We start from the raw sequence: 20,682 nt of genomic DNA on the forward strand, positions 1-20,682 counted from the left end.
GGCTAGGGCCCCGCATGTTCCAATCCTGCAAAGGCGGCGGGTTGGATTCGCTTCAGGCAATGTTTGTCCGCTAGGCTGGTGAGCCATGTGTGGAATCGTTGGATATGCGGGAAATGTGGAAACGGCGTGCGGCAAGCCCTTGGAGGTCTGTCTGCAAGGCTTGGAACGTCTGGAATACCGAGGATATGATTCAGCCGGCGTGGCGCTGACCGCACCTGGCATGGATAAAGTGACCGTGCGCAAGAAGGCCGGTCGTCTGAAGAATCTGGTCGAAGACATCGAACATAAGCCAATGCCGCTGGCCACCGTGGGTATCGGCCATACGCGTTGGGCCACCAACGGCGAGCCGAGCGATGTGAACGCACATCCGCATACTAGTATGGACGGCAAAGTCGCCATCATTCACAACGGCATCATCGAGAACGCCTCCCAGCTGCGCCTTGATCTGCAGGCCGAGGGCTACCGATTCGCCTCCGCCACGGATACCGAAGTGGCCGCCAAGCTGCTGGGCAAAATCGTGGACAAGATCATTGCGGAAGAGGGCAAGCCGAACCTGTTCAAGGCAGTGCGCCGCATGGCCCGCATGTTGGAGGGCGCATTCACCATTCTGGCCACCGACTGCCGTCAGCCGGATATCGTGGTCGGCGCCCGTCATGATTCTCCGCTGGTTGTGGGCCTTGGCGATGGCGAGAACTTCCTCGGCTCCGATGTGGCCGCATTCGTGGCATATACCAAGCGCGCCATGGAAGTCGATCAGGATCAGGCCGTGTGCGTATCCGCCGATAAGGTCATTGTTACCGACTTCGACGGCAATGTGATTGAGAATCCGAAGACCTACACCGTGGACTGGGACGCCTCGGCCGCCGAAAAGGGTGGCTGGGATTCCTTTATGGACAAGGAAATCCACGAGGATCCGGCCGCCGTGCAGCGCACGCTGCTGGGCCGTTTCGACCCAAACGGCGACATCACCCTCGATGAGGTGCGCATCGACCAGCATGACTTTAAGGCCATTGACAAGATCATCGTCGTGGCCTGCGGCACCGCCAGCTATGCCGGTCAGGTGGCCAAGTACGCCATCGAACACTGGGTGCGCATTCCCGTGGAAATCGAACTCGCGCACGAATTCCGCTACCGTGATCCGATTCTGACCCCGCGTACGCTCGTGGTGGCCATCTCTCAGTCCGGTGAAACCATGGATACGCTGATGGCCCTGCGCCACGCGCGCGAACAAGGCTCCAAAGTGCTGGCCATCTGCAACACGCAGGGTGCTTCCATTCCTCGCGAATCCGACGCCGTGCTCTACACGCACGCCGGCCCGGAAGTCGCCGTTGCCTCCACCAAGGCCTTCGTGGCGCAGATCACCGCCGCCTATTTGCTGGGCCTGTATCTGGCGCAGGTCAAGGGTGCGATGTTCCGCGACGAGATTCATCAGGTGCTTGACTCCCTGAAGGACATGCCGCGCAAGATCCAGTGGGTGCTCGACACGCAGCCCAAGACCATCCAGGCCGCCGCCGAGCGCATGGTGAATGCCAACTCCTTCCTGTTCCTTGGCCGCCATGTGGGATACCCGGTGGCGCTGGAAGGTGCGCTGAAGCTCAAGGAGATCGCCTACACCTTTACCGAGGGCTTTGCGGCCGGCGAATTGAAGCATGGCCCGATTGCACTGGTGGACGAGGGTGAGCCCGTGGTGTTCATCGTGCCGCCGGAGCGTGGCCGCAATGTGCTGCACGCCAAGGTGATTTCCGGCATCGAGGAGGTCAAGGCTCGTGGCGCGTACATCATTGCCGTGGCCGAGCAGGGCGACCCGGATGTGGAACGGTATGCTGATGTGGTGTTCTGGCGCCCGGCCTGCCCGACGCTGATGAGCCCGCTGGTGGATGTGGTGCCGCTGCAGCTGTTCGCCATGGATATGGCCAAGCTCAAGGGCTATGACGTGGATAAGCCCCGCAACCTCGCCAAGTCCGTCACCGTTGAGTAAGCCACACCGATACGTTATTGACGAGCCTCATATTCCGTTTGAGATGGACGTGCTGTATGAGGACGAGCGGATCATTGTGGTGGATAAGCCGCATTTTCTGGCTACCATGCCGCGCGGCATGTGGTATCGCGAAACCGCGCTGATCCGATTGCGCGAGCGTCTGGGGGAGCCGGATATCACACCGGCCCACCGTTTGGATCGCATGACTGCGGGCGTACTGGTCTTTGTGCGTGATCCGGCTTGCCGTGGAGCGTATCAGATGCTGTTCCAGAACAAGCAAGCCACCAAGGTCTATGAATGTCTGGCATCGTGCGCGCCGATTCGTCGACCGCGATTTGGCACGATTACACAGGCTGAGCCGCCGCGTCCGTTTCCGTTGCTGCGCCGCTCGCACATCACCAAGGAGCGTGGCACGTTGGCCGCCTTCGAGGAGCCGGGCGCAGTCAATGCTGAAACCCTGATCGAGCGCGGCGAACTCATACTTCCTTCCGCTGGCGGGAGGTGGCGCGAAGCGCCGGAGGGTGGTCCCTGTCTGGAGAATCCCCCCATCTGCCGCTACACGCTTCATCCGCGCACCGGCAAAACCCATCAACTGCGCGTCCACATGAACTCACTGGGCCTACCCATCGTGGGTGACGATTTCTACCCGCGCATCCAGACGCGCCTTTACGACGATTTCAGCCAACCATTGCAATTGGTCGCACGTGTGCTGCGCTTCACCGACCCAATAACAGGGAAGCGACAAGAATTCGTTTCCCGTATACCATTAATCAGCTAATGTCGCGGACGGAACCGCGCTCGATGAGTTCGGTGGGGATTACGGTTTTGATGCCGGCCGGTACTTTCTCGCCTTCGCATTGACGGCGGACCATGGAGAACGCGGTGGCGCCGATGGCGTCATTGCGCATGCGCATGGTGGTGAGGTTGAGTCTTGGCACCACGTCGACCAGCGAATCGTCCACGCCCACAATGCTTACGTCTTCCGGTACGCGCTTGCCGGCTGATTCCAATCCGAGCATCGCACCGTAGGCCATCTGGTCGTTGGCCGCATAGATTGCGGTGCATTCCGGGTCGTGAGCCAGCGCCACGCCTGCCTGATAGCCGGAGTCGGCACACCAGTCGCCGATATACATGCTCGGTACGCGCGCGCCTATTTGTTCCAAGGCTTCACGCCAGCCTTGCGCTCGGCTTTCGGCAGCACGTGAAGTGACTGGGCCGGCGATATGGTAGACGGTCTTATGGCCTTTGCTCATCAAATAGTCGACGATGGCTGTGGAACATCCGTATTGATCGGCGTCAACGGTGGGGCAGTGGTCGGCTGCCGCCTCGGAAATCAGCACAACCGGTAGTTCTCGCGGTGGTTTGTATCCCACGAAGTCGGAAATGCGTTCCTCAAGCACCACGATGACGCCATCTACGGGTTGACGTTGCATGCGGTCGATGGCGGAGGCCAGCGTACGTTCTGCGCCGTTGCTCATAGTCTGAATGGTGACGGAATAGCCGTCCTCGGCTGCATGGGTGACAATGGAATCGAGTATCCGGGCATTACCGAACCTGGTGGTGTCGAACATCACTACGCCGATATCCTGGAATCGCCCATGCTTCAATGCTCGGGCGGCGTAATTCGGACGATATCCGAGGCGTTCCATCGCGGCTTCAACGCGCTGGCGGGTTTCCGGCTTGACCGCATTGCTGTCATTCGCCACACGGGATACGGTTTGCGGCGAAACGCCAGCCGCCTTAGCCACATCTTGCATGGAAACCTGTGTTGGTCTCGCCATCTCGCCCCTCGCTTGTCTCTCAAACGACAGCGGTCATACCGCTGCGATGTCTACCATGTATCGCGTGAACGGTAACGATAACATCATTGTTTTCGTGACCATTGTAACAGCTAGCGCAAAAACATTGAATTCAACACGATTGGACAATGTTATGAATGGTGTTATGATGATAACGTAAACAATTTTGGTCAACCTTCGAAGGAGAGGGGTTGGAAATGGCTTCAGCCGATGTCGCTGCCGTGCCTATGCGCACGGATAAAGCGCGTGAGAACAAGCATAAGGCCGATTGGCGTGGATGGAAGTTCATGTGGCCGTTCACGGTGGTGTTCGTGTTCGTGTTCATTATTCCGATTGTGTACGCCATTTACATCAGCTTCTTCAAGAAGCAGATGATCGGCGGCACGAGGTTCGTCGGGGTCGAGAACTACGCGCGGTTGCTGCAGGACGGCCAGTTCTGGTCGTCCGTGGGTCGTGTGGCGCTGTTCACCTGCGTGCAGGTGCCGATCATGCTGTTCCTGTCGGCCGCCATGGCCCTCGCCCTGGATTCGATGAAGCTGCACGGCGCCAAGTTCTTCCGCATCAGCACGTTCCTGCCCTATGCGGTGCCCGCGGTGGTGTCCACGTTGGTGTGGGGCTTCGTGTACGGCGCGAAGTACGGCCTGGTGGGCTCGTTCAACGACTTCTTCGGCACGAACGTCGACGTGCTGCAGCCGAGCGTGCTGCTTGCCTCCATCGGCAACATCAGCACGTGGGAGTTCACCGGCTACAACATGCTGATCTTCTACTCGTCGCTGTCCACCATCCCGCACTCCCTGTACGAGGCCGCCTCCATCGACGGCGCCTCCGAATGGCAGATCGTCAAGTCCATCAAGCTGCCCGAGCTGAAGGGCTCGCTGGCCATCACGGTGATCTTCTCGATCATCGGCAGCTTCCAGCTGTTCAACGAGCCGAGCATCTTGCAGAACATGGTTCCGGGCAACGCGATCACCACGTACTACACGCCGAACATGTACGCGTACAACCTGAGCTTCTCCGGCAACCAGTCGAATTACGCGGCCGCTCTGGCCATCGTGATGGCCGTCATCACCATGGCCATCGCCTACGCCGTGCAGCTGAAGAGCATGAAGGAGCAGATGAAGTGACGACGACCGCCCGTATTGCCGGATTGGTTTCGATTGTGAAGGAGCGTGCGTGATGAGTGCCGCAGCATCTACCCGTCTGACTGACGCCGAACTGAAGGCGCAGGAGAAGGCCGCCAGGAAGGCCGAGAAGGAACGCCAGAAGCGCATCGCCGCCGATGAGGCGGCCGAGCGCAGGCGCAGCGCCAGGGCCGGTTTCGCGAACGTGAGCAACCCGCGCCGTTCGACCCTGATGACCGTGCTGTGCGCGATCTTCGCCGTGTACTGCCTGTTCCCGTTCGTGTACCTGGTGATCAACGCCACCAAGACCCAGGCCGACTTCACCTCCACGTTCGGCCTCGGCTTCGGCAAGAGCTTCGCCCTGTGGGACAACATCGTCACGGTGTTCACCTACCAGGGCGGCATCTTCGGCCGCTGGCTGGTCAACACCCTGCTCTACGTGGTCGTCGGCGCCGGCGGCGCCACCCTCCTGGCCATCATGGGCGGCTACGCGCTGGCCAAGTTCCGCTTCCCGGGCCGCAAGGCCGTGTTCGCCGTGATCATCGGCTCGATCTCCGTGCCGGGCATCGCCCTGGCCGTGCCGCAGTTCCTCCTGTTCGCCAAGCTGGGCCTGACCAACACCCCGTGGGCCATGATCATCCCGTCGCTGATCTCCCCGTTCGGCCTGTACCTGATGTGGATCTTCAGCGAGCAGGCCGTGCCCACCGAGCTCCTGGAGGCCGCCCGCGTGGACGGCGCGTCCGAGTTCCGCACGTTCTGGACCATCAGCCTGCCCCTTCTGGCCCCCGGTATCGTGACGACCGCCCTGTTCACGATCGTGGCGACGTGGAACAACTACTTCCTGCCGTTGATCATGTTGAAGGACGCCGACTGGTACCCGCTGACCATCGGTCTGAACCAGTGGAAGGACCAGGCCTCGACCGCAGGCGGCCAGGCCATCCAGAACCTGGTGATCACCGGCTCCCTGATCACGATCATCCCGCTGGTCATCGCGTTCCTGTGCCTGCAGAAGTACTGGCAGTCCGGCCTCGCCGCAGGCGCCGTCAAGGAGTAACCGTACTTCGGCTCCCTTCTGGTGGAGGGAGCCGAGATAAAGGCATAACCACTAACAGGAAGGAGGCGTCTATGCAGATATTCGCATTGTTGAGAATCGTGCAGGCGCCTCCTTGTATATCTGCGTGACTCCCATTTGCCCACACGTAGATATTTATTCATTAAAGGAACAGCATCATCATGGAACATCGCGAATTCAAGTGGCCGCAGCCTCTTGCGGGTGGCAAGCCCCGCATCTGGTACGGCGGCGATTACAACCCCGACCAATGGCCTGAGGAAGTGTGGGACGAAGATGTAGCCCTCATGCAGAAGGCCGGCGTCAACCTCGTCTCCGTAGCCATCTTCTCTTGGGCCAAGCTTGAGCCCGAAGAAGGCGTGTATGACTTCGATTGGCTCGACCGCGTCATCGACAAGCTCGGCAAGGCCGGCATCGCCGTCGATCTCGCCTCCGGCACCGCATCCCCGCCGATGTGGATGACCCAGGCCCACCCGGAGATCCTCTGGGTCGACTACCGCGGCGACGTCTGCCAGCCCGGTGCCCGACAGCACTGGCGGGCCACCAGCCCGGTCTTCCTTGACTACGCGCTCAACCTGTGTCGCAAGATGGCCGAGCACTACAAGGACAACCCCTATGTGGTCTCTTGGCACGTGAGCAACGAGTACGGCTGCCACAACCGCTTCGACTACTCCGAAGATGCTGAGCGCGCCTTCCAGAAGTGGTGCGAGAAGAAGTACGGCACCATCGACGCCGTCAATGACGCCTGGGGCACCGCCTTCTGGGCGCAGCGCATGAACAACTTCTCCGAGATCATCCCGCCGCGCTTCATCGGCGATGGCAACTTCATGAACCCGGGCAAACTGCTTGACTGGAAGCGCTTCAGCTCCGACGCCCTGCTCGACTTTTACAAGGCCGAGCGCGACGCCCTGCTCGAGATCGCCCCCAAGCCGCAGACCACCAACTTCATGGTCTCCGCCGGCGGTGCCGGCATCGATTACGACAAGTGGGGTTACGACGTGGACTTCGTGTCCAACGATCACTACTTCACTCCTGGCGAAGCTCACTTCGACGAGCTGGCCTACTCGGCCTCCCTGTGCGACGGCATCGCCCGCAAGAATCCGTGGTTCCTCATGGAGCACTCCAGCTCCGCCGTCAACTGGCGTCCGATCAACTACCGCGTCGAACCCGGCGAACTGGTGCGTGACTCCCTGGCCCACCTGGCCATGGGCGCCGACGCCATCTGCTACTTCCAGTGGCGCCAGTCCAAGGCCGGTGCCGAGAAGTGGCACTCCTCGATGGTTCCTCACGTGGGCCCCGACTCCCAGATCTTCCGCGACGTGTGCGAGCTGGGTGCCGACCTCAACAAGCTTGCTGACGAGGGCCTGCTGAGCACCAAGCTGGTCAAGTCCAAGGTCGCCGTCGTCTTCGATTACGAGTCCCAGTGGGCTACGGAACACACCGCCACGCCTACTCAGGAGGTACGCCATTGGACCGAGCCGCTCGCGTGGTTCCGCGCGCTGGCGGACAACGGTCTGACCGCAGACGTGGTGCCGGTTCGCGGTCCCTGGGACGAGTACGAAGCCGTCGTGCTGCCGAGCCTGACCATCCTGTCTGAAGAGACCACGCGCCGCGTGCGCGAGTATGTGGCGAACGGCGGCAAGCTGTTCGTGACCTACTACACCGGTCTGGTGGACGACAAGGATCACGTCTGGCTGGGTGGCTACCCCGGCTCCATCCGTGACGTGGTGGGCGTGCGCGTTGAGGAATTCGCCCCGATGGGCAACGACTTCCCCGGTGCCATGGACCACCTCGACTTGGACAACGGTACCGTGGCGCACGATTTCGCCGACGTGATCACCTCCGTGGCCGATACCGCTCACGTGGTTGCTTCCTTCAAGGCTGATAAGTGGACCGGTTTCGACGGCGCTCCCGCCATCACCATCAACGACTTCGGCGACGGCAAGGCCGCATACGTCGGTGCCCGTCTCGGCCGTGAGGGCTTGGCCAAGAGCCTGCCCGCGCTGCTGGAGGAACTCGGCATCGAGACCTCGGCCGAAGACGATCGCGGCGAAGTGCTGCGCGTTGAGCGTGCGGATGAAACTGGCGAGAACCACTTCGTGTTCCTGTTCAACCGCACCCACGATGTGGCGATTGTGGACGTGGACGGCGAGCCGCTGGTCGCCTCGCTGGCTCAGGTCAACGAATCCGAGCATACGGCGGCCATTCAGCCGAACGGTGTGCTGGTGGTAAAGCTGTAAAGAGGTCTATTTATAGCGATTCAAATGCGATGGCGGGCGTGTTAGCGATAACACGCCCGCCATCGCATTTGCGATTTGTTTTGAGATGTGTATACTAAAAGATGTTATCGCAACCATAGCGAAAGGAATGGCTTCATAGAGCCACTTCTCAGTGTCGAGGAGAAATCAATAATTGACACTAGGTAACACGCAATGATTGCGAGCGACAAAACAGTTTGAATCGTTCTAGACGATTCGAGGAAGGAGAACAGAACGATGAAGTTCACTACCGCCAAGAAGGCCGTTGCCCTCACCGGTGCGGTTGCCATGCTGGTTTCCGTTGCCGCCTGCGGCTCTGATAGCGGCAAGTCCAGCCAGCCGGCTCAGGATTCCGACGTCAAGGAAATCACCGTCTGGGCTTGGGAGCCTTCGCTGACCCAGGTTGCCAAGGACTTCGAGAAGGAGACCGGCATCAAGGTCGACCTGAAGAACGTCGGTACCAACACCAAGGAATACACTCAGCTGGACAACGCCATTGAGGCTGGCTCTGGCGCTCCGGACGTCGCTCAGGTTGAGTACTACGCCGTCCCGCAGTACGCCATCAAGGGCAACCTGCTGGACATCACCGACAAGACCTCTGGTTACAAGGACTTCTACACCCCTGGCCCGTGGGCTTCCGTGCAGTTCGCCGGCAAGGTCTACGGCCTGCCGATGGATTCCGGCCCAATGGCCTTCTTCTACAACAAGGAAGTCTTCGACAAGGCCGGCGTTGATGCCGAGCAGATCAAGACCTGGGATCAGTACTACGACGCCGCCAAGAAGATTCACGCCCTCGGCGACAACTACTACATCACCTCCGACACCGGCGACGCCGGCTTCTTCGACTCCATGACCTGGCTGGCCGGCGCCAAGCCGTTCCAGACCTCCTCCGATGGTTCCGAAGTCACCGTCAACCTGACCGAAGACAAGGGCGTCAAGACCTTCACCGACTTCTGGCAGAAGCTGCTGGACGAGGGTCTGCTCGACACCAAGACCGCCGGCTGGTCCGAGGATTGGTTCAAGGGCATGGTCGACGGCACCATCGCCTCCCTGTTCACTGGCGCTTGGATGCCTGCCAACCTTGCTAACTCCGCTGCTGACGGTGCCGGCAAGTGGCGTGTGACCCAGATGCCGACCGCTGACGGCTCCACCACCAACTCTGAGAACGGTGGTTCTTCGCTGGCTGTGCTCGCCTCCACCAAGAAGGCTGATGCTGCTTACCAGTTCATCGAGTACGCCAACCACGGTGCTGGTGTGGCCACTCGTGTGGCTGGCGGCGCCTTCCCGGCTGACAAGGCCTCCCTGGAAAAGGACTCCTTCAAGAACGCCACCACCGTGAAGAACGCCGATGGTCAGGATGTTGACTACTTCGGTGGTCAGAAGTACAACGAGGTTCTGGCTCAGGCTGCTGAGAACGTGTCCTCCGGCTACCAGTTCCTGCCCTTCGAGGTCAAGGCCCGCACCATCTTCGGCGACTACTTTGGCAAGTCCTACACCGGTGACCAGAAGCTGAGCGACGGTGTCGCTGCTTGGCAGAAGGCCCTGCAGGATTACGGCAAGGATCAGGGCTTCACCGTGAAGTAAGCCTTATAACTCCCTCTCTATATATCCACAGCAGCCCCGTGACGCATCTCGCCACGGGGCCGCTGCCGTATCTTGGCTCCCGCTGGCAGGAGCTGGCTCGCGAGTCGAGACTGAGGGTGGTTCATCATACGGCGTTTTAAGCCCCGCCTAGTAGACTCGTCACCATGCGAACAATCGGACGGCGAATCAGCAGACTGGCGACCATAGTCGTGGCCGCGGTCCTTACCGTATCCCTAGCCTCCTGCGGCCAAGCCACGGTCGATAACCGTACCGAAATCAGCGTATGGAGCTGGGAGCCCAGCATGGGCGAAGTCATCCGCCGTTTCGAGAAAGCCAATCCGGACATCCGCGTCGAATGGACCAACATCTCCGGCTATGAGAATCTCAATACCGCCATCCAGGACGGCTACGGCACGCCGGATGTGGCGCAGATCGAATACTACGCGCTGCCGCAATACGAGGTATCCGGCCAGCTGCTCGACCTAACCGATCGTACCGGTTCCGATTATGCGAGTTTCTTTACCCTTGGCACCTGGTCGTCCGTCCAGCTTGCCGGACGAGTGTATGCATTGCCGATGGATTCCGGCCCCATGGGATTCTTCTACAACGAGGATGTGTTCCAGCAGGCCGGGGTGGACGCCACGCAAATCAAGACATGGAACGATTATTACGAGGCCGCCAAGAAACTCAAGCAAATTGGCGCTTATATTGCGGCCGATTCGGGCGATGGCAGCTTCTACGACGCCATGATATGGCTTGCAGGCGGGCAGCCTTTCCATACCTCGCCGGACGGTAAAACCGTGACCATCGATCTGGACCACGATACCGGCACCCAGCTGTTCACCGAATTCTGGCAAAAGATGATCGATGAAGGCCTGGTGGACACCACGTCCGCCACATGGTCTGAGCGATGGAAGCGCAGGGTGGGCACCGGCACCATTGCTTCCATGTTCTCCGGCGCATGGATGCCTTCGATGCTGCTATCCAATGTGCCCGGCGCGTCCGGACTATGGCGTGTGGCGCCCATGCCCACCTATGACGGCCAGCCCACCAATGCCGAAAGCGGCGGATCCGCACTTGCCGTGTTGCAGCTGACGCGTAAGCCGGATGCGGCCTATCGATTCGTGGATTTCGTGACCCATGACGCGCAGGGCATCAGTGCCCGTGTGGCTGGCGGTGCCTTCCCTGCCGACTATGACACCCTCAATTCCGGTGAATTCCTCGATAAGACCACGATCACGAACGATCGTGGCGTCGAAATTCCGTATTTCGGCGGGCAGAAATTCAACCGTGTGCTTTCCGAAGCGGCCGAGGATGTATCCGTGGGATATCAGTATCTGCCGTTTGAAGTGTATGCACGTAACGATTTCAAGAGCACGGTAGGCAAAGCCTATGAATGGGCCAGCAGCAAACAGGCCTACGAACAGCGTGAGATGGAAGTCGATATGGGTATGAAAGACGAGAAAGGCAAGCCGCTGGAATCGTTGGACAGGCCCGGCAAGAAAGTCAGTCTTGAACACGGGCTTGCCACCTGGCAGAAAGATCTCAAGGAATACGGCTTCAACCAGGGCTTCACGATTAAGTAGCTCCTCGCTAACCTCCCTCTGACGAGGGAGGTGGCCGCCGAAGGCGGACGGAGGGAGAGACCTGAGGGAAGGCCTAGCTAAAGGCCGATTTCGTTACTTCACATTGCGGGCGTAGATATGCGCCATGCCCTTGAAGATGAGATCCGGGTCATAGACGTCAATCAGCTCGGTATCATAGGCGAACACGCGCCCAAGGCCACCGGTGGTGATCACCTTGAAGTCCTCGCCGCCAAGCTCCTTGCGGAACTGGCTGATTGTGCGTTCCACGCCGCCCAGGAACGTGTAATACAGGCCTGCCTGCATGCAGGTCTTGGTATTGGTGCCCAAAATGGTCTCCGGTCGGGTAATCTCCACTTCCGGCAGCTGGGCCGTGTCTCCCCATAGGGCGGCGGCGCCTGCACGAATGCCGGTGGTGATTACGCCCGAATCGACCACGCCCTTATCGCTCACATACGTGAACGTGGTGGCCGTACCGAAATCGGCCACCAGCACCGGACCGCCATACTCGTAATAGGCGCCGGCGCAGTCGGCCAGAATGTCCGCGCCGAGCGATTTCGGGTCATCCACGCGCACGTTCATGCCGGTCTTGATGCCGGGGCCCACCACCATCGGGTCGATATCCAAGAACTTGACGATGGAGGAGCGGAAGGAATGCATCACCTTCGGCACCACCGAACAGATGATCACGTCATCCACATCGGACGGCTGGAAACCGCTCATTCTCAGGAATTCGGTCAAAAACAGGCCGTATTCATCGGATGTATGGTTGGCTTTGGTGGTGATGCGGTAGGTTCCGGCGATGGTGTCGCCATCCAGAAAACCAAGCACGATGTTCGTATTGCCGATATCAACGGCGACCAGCATGATAACCCTCCAGATTCAAGATGGATTTCATGTGCAATTCTACAGCCCCGCAGCTATGATGGGCTGTGGTGGACGACCCGTTTGTGGCGGCCAACCGTATAAACCAACATATATAGAGGAAGAACCATGTCTCAAGACAATGGTGCGCACGTCGAAGACGGCGCAACCACAGATGCGAGCCTTGCCTCGCGCGCAAAGAATCCGAAGAAGAACAGCCCGAAGTGGTGGCTGATTGCCTTGGCCGTTGTCGTGGCGGTGGCGGTTATCGCCGGCGCCGCCTTCGCCTTCGGCGGTAAGAAAGACTCCAAGAACGCGGCCTCGTCCGGTACCTATGCCGACACCGTGACCATCGGTCTCAAACTGGCCCCCACCAATCTGGACATTCGCAACACCGCCGGCTCCGCGCTCGACCAGATCCTGATCGGCAACGTGTACGAGGGTCTGGTGGCCCGCGACTCCAAGAACCAGGTCGTTCCCGCCATCGCCTCCAGCTGGGAGACGTCCAAGGACGGCCTGACCTACACCTTCCACCTCAACAAGAACATGACCTTCTCCAACGGCGACAAGCTCGACGCCGAAGACGTGGCCTGGTCCATCAACGAACTCATCGCCAAGGACTATCACGACGCCGACGCGCTCGCTGCCGTCGATAAGGTCGAGGCCAAGGACGCCGACACCGTGGTCATCACACTCAAGAGCGCGAACTCCAACCTGCTGTGGACCCTGACCGGCCGCCCCGGACTGGTGTTCGACAAGGACGCCAAGTACGACCTGAAGACCCAGGCCATCGGCTCCGGCCCGTACACCGTCTCCAAGTTCGTGGAGAACAGCTCGATCACGCTGAAGACCAACGAGAAATACTGGGGCAAGAACAAGGCCAAGACGCCCACCGTGGTGGTCAAGTATCTGGCTGACGACAACGCCGCGGTCAACGCCCTGAAGTCCGGCGATGTGCAGGTGCTCGCCCCGATTACCGAGAACCTCGCCGAGCCGTTCAAGTCCGATTCCGCGAACTACACGGTCAAGGCCGGTGACGGCACCGACAAGTTCGTGCTCGGCTTCAACAACGCCTCCGGCTCCAAGCTGGCCGACAAGCGCATTCGCCAGGCCATCCGTTACGCCATCAACCACAAGGAACTCATCGCCTCCCGTGGCGGCGCCGACAAGGCGCTCGGCGGCCCGATTCCGTCCCTCGACCCCGGTTACGAGGATTTGACCAACCTGTATCCCTACGATCAGGGCAAGGCCAAGTCGCTTATGGCTCAGGCCGGTTACTCCGCCGACAAGCCGCTGGAACTCAGCCTGACCTACGCCAACATTTATGGCACCGAGCTCGGCGACCAGCTGCGTTCGCAGCTGAAGCCCATCGGCATTGATCTGAAAGTCAACGTGGTGGAATTCTCCACCTGGTTGCAGGACGTGTACACCAACCACGATTTCGATATCTCACTGGTAGACCACAACGAAAGCCACGACTTCGCTTCCTGGACCGACCCGACCTACTACTTCGGCTACGACAACAAGGACGTGACCAAGCTGTACAACGAGGGCGTGGCCGCCACTTCCGACAAGGAGCGTGACGCCAAGTTCGCCGAGGCCGCCAAGCTGGTGTCCGAGGACGCCGCTGCGGATTGGCTGTTCAATTACCGCACCACCACCGCCACGGCCAAGGGCGTCGAGGGCTTCCCCTTCAACCTCAACCAGACCGCCTTGCCCCTCTACAACGTAACCTACTCCGTCGCTGGATCCAGCCAGAAGTAGTTACGTTTTTTCGGGCTCCCGCTGGCGGGAGCTGTCCGCGAAGCGGACTGAGGATGGCCTCAGTCATCCTCCTCCTATGACCTCTCCTCAGTCGCTGCGCGACAACTCCCCTCAGAGAGGGGGGAGCCGTCACCGTAGGCGACTGAGGGGAGCCAAAGGAAAGTAACCCCAAGTAAAGTAGGCATTATGCGATTCGTGCTCAAACGACTGGCGCTGTTTGTCATAGCGCTGCTCGGCCTGTCCGTGGTGATTTTCGCGGCATTGCGCATTCTGCCCGGCGACGTGGCCTCCGTGATGGCCGGCGTCAACTCGCCGCCCGAGCGCGTGGCCCAGTTGCGCGAACAGCTCGGCTTGAATCGGCCATTAGTCGCGCAATACTTTGATTGGATGGGTGCACTGATCCATGGTGATTTCGGCACGTCCATCCTGACCGGTCGTTCCGTAACCTCACTGGTCGGCTCGCGCGCAGCCATCACCTTTCCTCTGATCATTCTTGGCATGTTGATTGCCTTGGTCATTGGCCTGCCGCTGGGTTGTGCAGCGGTGCTGGCTCGCTCCGAACGAGTGCGTTCCGTATTCCATGTGCTGGCCATCATCGGCGGTGCCATCCCTGCCCTGTGGGGTGGATTGCTGCTGATTCTGCTATTCGGCCGTGGCGTCGGACTGATTGGCGTCTTCCCTTCGCAAGGGTTCCCTCTGGACGATTGGGGAGCGCCCGGTTCGGCGATACTGTCGTTGATTTTGCCGGCGTTGTCGGTCGGTGTCATCGTGGGCGCGACCATCATGCGATACACGCGTTCGGCTCTGGACGATTTGGCCGGTTCCGGCTATATCGACATGGCTCGTTCCTGCGGCATGACCCGCACCCAGGCAGTGCTGCATGTCGGCCTGAGGTTGGCGACCCCGCAACTGGTGTCCGTTATCGGACTGACGTTCGCCTCGATGATCACCGGCGTGATGGTCATCGAAAACCTGTTTGCCCTGCCGGGTATCGGCAATGGTCTCGTAACCGACGTGGGCAATCGTGACCTCATCGCCGTGCAAAGTGAGCTGTTTTTGCTGGCTGCATTCTTTCTGTTAATTGGTCTCGTGGTCGACTTGCTCCACCGCGTGCTCGACCCGCGCCTCAAAACCGCCGCCACCATCACGGAGGTGACCGCATGAGCAAATCGTCTACTTCCTTCTCGCCGTCTGCAGTCGAGGGGGAGCGTGTTCCCAATCCTCCCGCTGATGTGAGGTGGCGTCGCACCGCGATGCCGGAGGGGGGTCAACGAGCGGCTTTCGCAATCGTCCTCCACTCCATGTGGCGCCGGGCCGAAGGCAAATTCGCGCTTATCGTGCTCGCCTCATGGCTGCTGATCGCCATCGTTTCTTTGTTCTGGACCCCGCAATCCCTATGGGCCACCGACGGCTACCACGTATGGGCTAAACCCTCCGCCGCGCATTGGCTCGGCACCGACGGTACCGGAGCCGACGTGTTCAGCTGGCTGCTTGCCGGCTCACATACGAACCTGCTCATCGTGCTGCTTACCGTAGTGGTTTCCGCCGCTTGGGGGCTGCTGCTCATTGCGGCGATGGTCGCACGCAATGCGGCGCTTGCCAGCTCGTCTGTAGTGGTGGTCGATGCGCTGATCTCCATTCCCACTGTGCTTATCGCGCTGATTCTTGCTGTACCGCTCGGTGCGTCCATCGTCGTGATCGTCATCGCTTGCGGCTTCGGACACGGGCTGAATCTGGCACGTGTGGCCCGTCCGGTGGCGTTGCTGGCGGCCCGTTCATCGTATGTGGAATCGGCCCTGGCGAATGGAGCCAGCGGATGGCGTGTGTTGGTGAGCCATATCGTGCCGAATATCCTGCCCGTGCTGGCCGTACAACTGTCACTGTCCGCTGGCACGGCGGTGCTGGCCGAATCAGGACTTACGTACCTCGGTATCGGTGTGCCGTCGGGTGTGCCGAGCTGGGGGCATTCACTGGCCACATCGGTCAAGCTCATCAATGTGTTTCCGCTGACCGTGGTGTGGCCCGGTCTGATTGTCACTCTCGTGGTGGTGGCCCTGAATATTTTCGGCGATGTGTTGCGTGATGCCATCGACCCGGTCGCCAATCCCGCGTTGAGGGAAGCAGGGGAGGGCGGCGATGAGCGTTGATATTCATGGTCTGAACATTGCTGTCGGCGGCAGATTAATTGTTTCCGATGTGGACTTGGCCATTGCCGATGGCGAGCGGGTTGGCCTAATCGGTTCCTCCGGCTCCGGCAAATCGATGATTTCCAAGGCGATACTGGGGCTGCTGCCATTGACTGCTGCAGCCGACGGGTCGATTGATATGAGCGGTACGGAAATCATCGGTGCCTCTGAGCATGTGCTCGCCGACCTGCGTGGCCGGTATATGGGCGCGGTATTTCAGAATCCAGCTGCTTCACTGAACCCAGTGATGACTGTCGCCCAGCAGATCGCTCTGCCGCTGAAATTGCATTACGACCTGACCAAGGCCGAACGTGCCGACCGAGTGAATGCCATGCTGGACAAGGTCGGGCTGGACCGTGATATAGCCGGCAAATATCCGCACGAGTTGTCTGGTGGGCAGCAGCAGCGCGTGGGCATCGCCACGGCGCTGATCACCTCGCCGCGGTTCATCATCGCCGATGAGCCGACCACCGCGTTGGATTCCATCACCCAGCGACAGATTGTGGATCTGCTGGTCTCTCTAGTGGACGATGCCGGTGCCTCGATGCTGTTCATCACCCATGATTTCTCCGTGTTGGCACGTGCCACAACGCGTTGTTATGTGCTGGACGCTGGCCGCATTGTGGAGTCCGGCGCGACCGCCAATCTGCTTGCCGCACCGGCCACGCTACAGGCCCAACGACTGGTCGCCGCCGCCCAAACCCTCACCCTCCGCACTCCCAAGGAGGATTCTCATGAGTGATGGCAATAGGCTCCTCCTCTCCGCCCAATCCATCAACAAATCCTTCGGTCCCCGCTCCGCGCGCCGCCAAGTCCTCTTCGACGTCTCCGCCGACGTCCGCCCTGGCGAATGCTTGGCCGTCATCGGCGGTTCCGGTTCCGGCAAGTCCACGCTGACCCGCATCATGCTCGGCCTCGAATCCGCCGATTCCGGCACTGTGACGTATGGCGGTCAATCCATTGCCGGTGGTCGCAGATCACCCGGTGTGCAAGCGCTCCGCCGCGAATCGGGACTGGTGTTTCAGGACCCGTTCTCGTCGCTTGACCCGCGTTGGCGGGTTGCTCAGTCAGTTGCCGAACCATTGGTGTTGCAGCGGCATGACCTCGGTAAAGCCGAAATCGCTGAGCGAGTGGCCGCGGCTCTGACCATGGTTGGCCTTGAACCGGCCACTTTCCTGAACCGGTATCCGGTCGACTTGTCCGGAGGTCAGGCGCAGCGCGTGGTTATCGCGCGAGCCATCATCAACGAGCCCAAAGTGATTCTTGCCGACGAGCCTATGAGCGCCATCGATGTGGCCGCGCGTATCCAGATTCTCGATACCTTCGCCGCCATCCGTGAAACACGTCGTGAAACAGCATTGATCATGGTGTCCCACGACCTCGGCGTGGTGCAGCATATCGCCGATCGGATTCTCGTGCTCCACGATGGTCGCGTCGAAGAAGAAGGCTCTACCGCCGAAGTGCTCGGCAGTCCCCAGTCCGACTACACCCGCCAACTCATCGAAGCCGCCTCGTTGTAACTCCCCTTGGCTCCCTCATGAAGGGACGGCGGAATCGTTGCCGACTCCTCACGCCCACCATATGAACGCCCGCGACACGCAGTTGTCGCGGGCTGTGCTATGGTGTGAGACATGCAGATTATCTCATGTTGTTGTCGCTAACCGACGCCCCTAGGCGAGCGGTCAGTGACGCATAACTTGAGATAGAGCATTCAATCGCGGCAGATTTGCCGCAAGAATTCGTGGAACCTTTGGCATAGGCGCAACCGTGTAACGCGCAAGCTGTGGGCCGTATCGGATTCATCACTGAAATACTCGAATTTCAAAGCACAAGGCCACAGTCCATTCGTCTGGGAACGTCGGTTCACGAACGCAACGCAGCAAACCCCAACCCCAGCAACAAAGGACTTCAGATGACCATCCACAACAGCCTCGCCGAACTCATCGGCAACACCCCGCTCGTCAAGCTGAACCACATCCCGCAGACGGACGGCGTCAAGGCCACCATCGCCGTCAAAGTCGAATACTTCAACCCCGGTGGCTCATCCAAGGACCGCATCGCCGAGCGCATCATCGACGCCGCCGAAAAGTCCGGCGAGCTGAAACCCGGCGGCGTGATCGTGGAGCCGACCTCCGGCAACACCGGCGTCGGTCTGGCACTGGTCGCCCAGCAGCGCGGCTACCGTACGATCTTCACTTTGCCGGACAAGGTCTCCGAATCCAAGCGTGCGGTGCTGCGCGCCTACGGTGCCGAAGTCATCGTCACGCCGACCGATGCCGGCCCCGACGACCCGCGCTCCTACTACCAGGTCGCCGAACGACTGGCCAACACCATTCCCGGCGGTTTCCGCCCGAACCAGTACGACAATCCGAACGGTCCGCTGAGCCACTACTACACCACCGGACCGGAAGTTTGGGAGGCCGCTGATCACAAGGTCACGCATTTCGTAGCCGGCATCGGCACCGGCGGCACCATCTCCGGCACCGGCAAGTATCTGAAAGAAGTCTCCGACGGCGCGGTCAAGGTCATCGGCTCCGACCCGGAAGGCTCCATCTACTCCGCCACCTCGCGTGAGGAAGTCCACCAGTACGACATCGAGGGCGTGGGGGAGGACTTCTACCCCAAGGCTTTCGACCGGAACATCACCGATGACATCGTGCGCGTCGGCGACGCCGAAGCTTTCGAAATGACCCGCCGGTTGGCCGGCGAGGAGGGGCTGCTGGTCGGCGGCTCGTCCGGCATGGCCGTGGCCAGTGCCATCAAGTACGCGCTCGCCAACGATCTGGACGAAAACCAGATCGTGGTGGTGCTCGCCCCCGATTCCGGCCGTAGCTATCTCGAAAAGATCTTCGATGACGACTGGATGCGCGCCAACGGTTACGGCGACGTGGTCGACCGCACCACCAAGCCGTCCCTTGCCGAGCAGTACCTCTAAACGCTACGTGCTCCCCTCGGTCGCTTCCGCGACAGCTCCCCTCGGAGAGGGGAGCCAAAAAGGGCTCTGGCGCCCCTCTTTGGGGGGGGCTGTCAGCCGAAGGCTGACTGAGAGGAGCCAGCCCGCAAAGATCCTATAACTTTCCAAACCCGTCCAATACCCAACCAAACACCAAAGGAAACCAACACCATGTCCGCTGAATACAACGCCAAGTTCGCCAACACCGCCGTCGCCACCCGCGCTATCCACGCCGGCCAGGAGCCTGACCCCACCACCGGTGCTGTGGTTACGCCGATCTACGCCACTTCCACCTTCAAGCAGGACGGCGTGCTCGGCCTGCGCGGCGGCCACGACTACTCACGCTCCATCAACCCCACCCGCACCAGTTTTGACGAGCAGCTCGCCGCCGTGGAAGGCGCCAAGTACGCGCTGAGCTTCTCCTCCGGCCTTGCCGCCATCGATGTGCTGCTGCGTTCCACCATCAAGCCCGGCGACAACATCCTGCTCGGCAACGACGTGTACGGCGGCACCTACCGTCTGCTCTCCAAGGTGTTCGTGCCGTGGGGCGTGGGCCTCGATGTGGTGGACATCACCGACACCGCCGCCGTGGAAGCCGCGCTCGCCGCCAAGTCGTACAAGTATGTGTGGGTCGAAACCCCGTCCAACCCGCTGCTCAACATCACCGACATCGCAGTCACCTCCGAAGTGGCCCATAAGTACGGCACCAAGGTGGCAGTCGACAATACCTTCGCTTCGCCCGCCTTGCAGCACCCGCTCGATGATGGTGCCGATGTGGTGGTCTACTCCACCACCAAGTACATCGGCGGCCACTCCGATGTGGTCGGCGGTGCCGTGGTGCTCAACGATGAGGAAACCCGTGAGCAGGTGGCCTTCCTGCAGAACGCAGCCGGTGCCGTGCCTTCCCCGTTCGATTCGTTCCTTGACATTCGCGGCCTGAAGACTCTGGATTTGCGCGTCAAGCGTCACAGCGCCAACGCCCTGAAAGTGGCGGAATGGCTGGAATCCCAGCCTGCTGACGTGATTGAGCGCGTCTGGTATCCGGGCCTCGAATCCCACCCGGGCCACGATATCGCGGTTCGTCAGATGCATGGCGGCTTCGGCGGCGTGCTCTCCGTGCAGCTTGCCGGCGGTGCCGAGGCTGCCAAGAAGTTCGTGGACTACACCGAGATCTTCACGCTGGCCGAATCGCTCGGCGGCGTGGAAAGCCTGATCGAGGTGCCCGCCGCTATGACCCACGCCTCCGTGGCCGGCACCACCTTGCAGGTGCCCGCCAACCTGGTGCGTATCTCGGTCGGCATCGAAAACGCCGATGACCTCATCGCCGACCTCAAGCAGGCTCTCGACCGTCTGTGACGGAGACGCTGCGAGCCGTCCTCGGAACGTAACTTCGGTGATTCTCCGTTTCAAGGGGCGGATTTGCGCTATCCCGGACATCTACTTCCGTTTCAAGGGGCTGTTGCCCAAGTAGACAAGGCGTGAAAACGGCGGAATGGCGTTGGGATAATGTCATTTGTATATGT

The 20,682-nt window shown here is 60.4% G+C and carries 16 protein-coding genes; 14 read left to right on the forward strand and 2 right to left on the reverse strand.

The window, feature by feature from the left end:
• Nucleotides 1-85 precede the first annotated feature (85 nt).
• A complete protein-coding gene (glmS, locus tag NBH12_RS05045; protein ID WP_025262817.1) occupies nt 86-1,978 on the forward strand; it encodes a glutamine--fructose-6-phosphate transaminase (isomerizing) in 1,893 nt (630 codons plus the stop codon).
• 43 nt (nt 1,979-2,021) lie between these two features.
• Nucleotides 2,022-2,756, forward strand: coding sequence for a pseudouridine synthase (locus NBH12_RS05050; RefSeq protein ID WP_025262818.1), 735 nt, complete (start codon nt 2,022-2,024; stop codon nt 2,754-2,756).
• On the opposite strand, the gene NBH12_RS05055 is transcribed toward NBH12_RS05050, so the two are convergent.
• Entirely contained in the window at nt 2,749-3,735 is a 987-nt protein-coding gene (locus NBH12_RS05055) for a LacI family DNA-binding transcriptional regulator (RefSeq protein WP_021649586.1), read from the reverse strand. The two genes, NBH12_RS05050 and NBH12_RS05055, sit on opposite strands and share 8 nt — an antisense overlap.
• A 239-nt stretch (nt 3,736-3,974) precedes the next feature.
• On the opposite strand from NBH12_RS05055, the gene NBH12_RS05060 reads away from it, so the two are divergent.
• The 5 genes from NBH12_RS05060 to NBH12_RS05080 all read left to right on the forward strand — a co-directional run bounded on the left by NBH12_RS05060 (nt 3,975) and on the right by NBH12_RS05080 (nt 11,395).
• The gene (locus NBH12_RS05060) at nt 3,975-4,901 is read left to right on the forward strand and encodes a carbohydrate ABC transporter permease (RefSeq protein ID WP_050824689.1); all 927 of its coding nucleotides are present in this window, start codon (nt 3,975-3,977) and stop codon (nt 4,899-4,901) included.
• Between the two features lie 52 nt (nt 4,902-4,953).
• The gene (locus NBH12_RS05065) at nt 4,954-5,952 is read left to right on the forward strand and encodes a carbohydrate ABC transporter permease (RefSeq protein WP_003828491.1); all 999 of its coding nucleotides are present in this window, start codon (nt 4,954-4,956) and stop codon (nt 5,950-5,952) included.
• A gap of 179 nt (nt 5,953-6,131) precedes the next feature.
• Nucleotides 6,132-8,207: a beta-galactosidase gene (locus NBH12_RS05070; protein ID WP_250819243.1), complete on the forward strand. Its 2,076-nt coding sequence runs from the start codon at nt 6,132-6,134 to the stop codon at nt 8,205-8,207.
• 255 nt (nt 8,208-8,462) lie between these two features.
• Nucleotides 8,463-9,809, forward strand: a complete 1,347-nt coding sequence (locus NBH12_RS05075; protein ID WP_003831980.1) for an ABC transporter substrate-binding protein — start codon at nt 8,463-8,465, stop codon at nt 9,807-9,809.
• A gap of 164 nt (nt 9,810-9,973) precedes the next feature.
• A complete protein-coding gene (locus tag NBH12_RS05080) occupies nt 9,974-11,395 on the forward strand; it encodes an ABC transporter substrate-binding protein (RefSeq protein ID WP_003828495.1) in 1,422 nt (473 codons plus the stop codon).
• 93 nt (nt 11,396-11,488) lie between these two features.
• On the opposite strand, the gene NBH12_RS05085 is transcribed toward NBH12_RS05080, so the two are convergent.
• A complete protein-coding gene (locus NBH12_RS05085; RefSeq protein ID WP_025262824.1) occupies nt 11,489-12,259 on the reverse strand; it encodes a type III pantothenate kinase in 771 nt (256 codons plus the stop codon).
• A 126-nt stretch (nt 12,260-12,385) separates the two neighbouring features.
• Between NBH12_RS05085 and NBH12_RS05090 the strand changes: the two genes are divergently transcribed.
• The 7 genes from NBH12_RS05090 to NBH12_RS05120 all read left to right on the forward strand — a co-directional run bounded on the left by NBH12_RS05090 (nt 12,386) and on the right by NBH12_RS05120 (nt 20,515).
• Nucleotides 12,386-14,020, forward strand: a complete 1,635-nt coding sequence (locus NBH12_RS05090; RefSeq protein ID WP_250819244.1) for an ABC transporter substrate-binding protein — start codon at nt 12,386-12,388, stop codon at nt 14,018-14,020.
• Between the two features lie 186 nt (nt 14,021-14,206).
• Nucleotides 14,207-15,184: an ABC transporter permease gene (locus NBH12_RS05095; protein WP_250819245.1), complete on the forward strand. Its 978-nt coding sequence runs from the start codon at nt 14,207-14,209 to the stop codon at nt 15,182-15,184.
• Between the two features lie 89 nt (nt 15,185-15,273).
• Nucleotides 15,274-16,167 (forward strand): ABC transporter permease, encoded by an 894-nt coding sequence (locus NBH12_RS05100; RefSeq protein ID WP_250819257.1) that lies wholly within the window; start codon nt 15,274-15,276, stop codon nt 16,165-16,167.
• On the forward strand, nt 16,157-16,948 hold the full coding sequence (locus tag NBH12_RS05105) for an ABC transporter ATP-binding protein (RefSeq protein WP_250819246.1): 792 nt from the start codon (nt 16,157-16,159) through the stop codon (nt 16,946-16,948). Before NBH12_RS05100 ends, NBH12_RS05105 begins: the two co-directional genes overlap by 11 nt.
• Complete coding sequence (locus NBH12_RS05110) at nt 16,941-17,726, forward strand: ABC transporter ATP-binding protein (RefSeq protein WP_025221268.1); 786 nt, start codon at nt 16,941-16,943, stop codon at nt 17,724-17,726. Before NBH12_RS05105 ends, NBH12_RS05110 begins: the two co-directional genes overlap by 8 nt.
• A 392-nt stretch (nt 17,727-18,118) precedes the next feature.
• Nucleotides 18,119-19,141 carry a pyridoxal-phosphate dependent enzyme gene (locus tag NBH12_RS05115; RefSeq protein ID WP_041473293.1) on the forward strand — a complete coding sequence of 341 codons (1,023 nt, stop codon included), beginning with the start codon at nt 18,119-18,121 and terminating at the stop codon, nt 19,139-19,141.
• Between the two features lie 189 nt (nt 19,142-19,330).
• Entirely contained in the window at nt 19,331-20,515 is a 1,185-nt protein-coding gene (locus NBH12_RS05120) for a cystathionine gamma-synthase (protein ID WP_015438531.1), read from the forward strand.
• The last annotated feature ends 167 nt before the right edge of the window (nt 20,516-20,682 follow it).

It is taken from the genome of Bifidobacterium sp. M3-N-101 (assembly GCF_023656805.1).
In the GTDB taxonomy this organism is placed as follows: domain Bacteria; phylum Actinomycetota; class Actinomycetes; order Actinomycetales; family Bifidobacteriaceae; genus Bifidobacterium; species Bifidobacterium breve.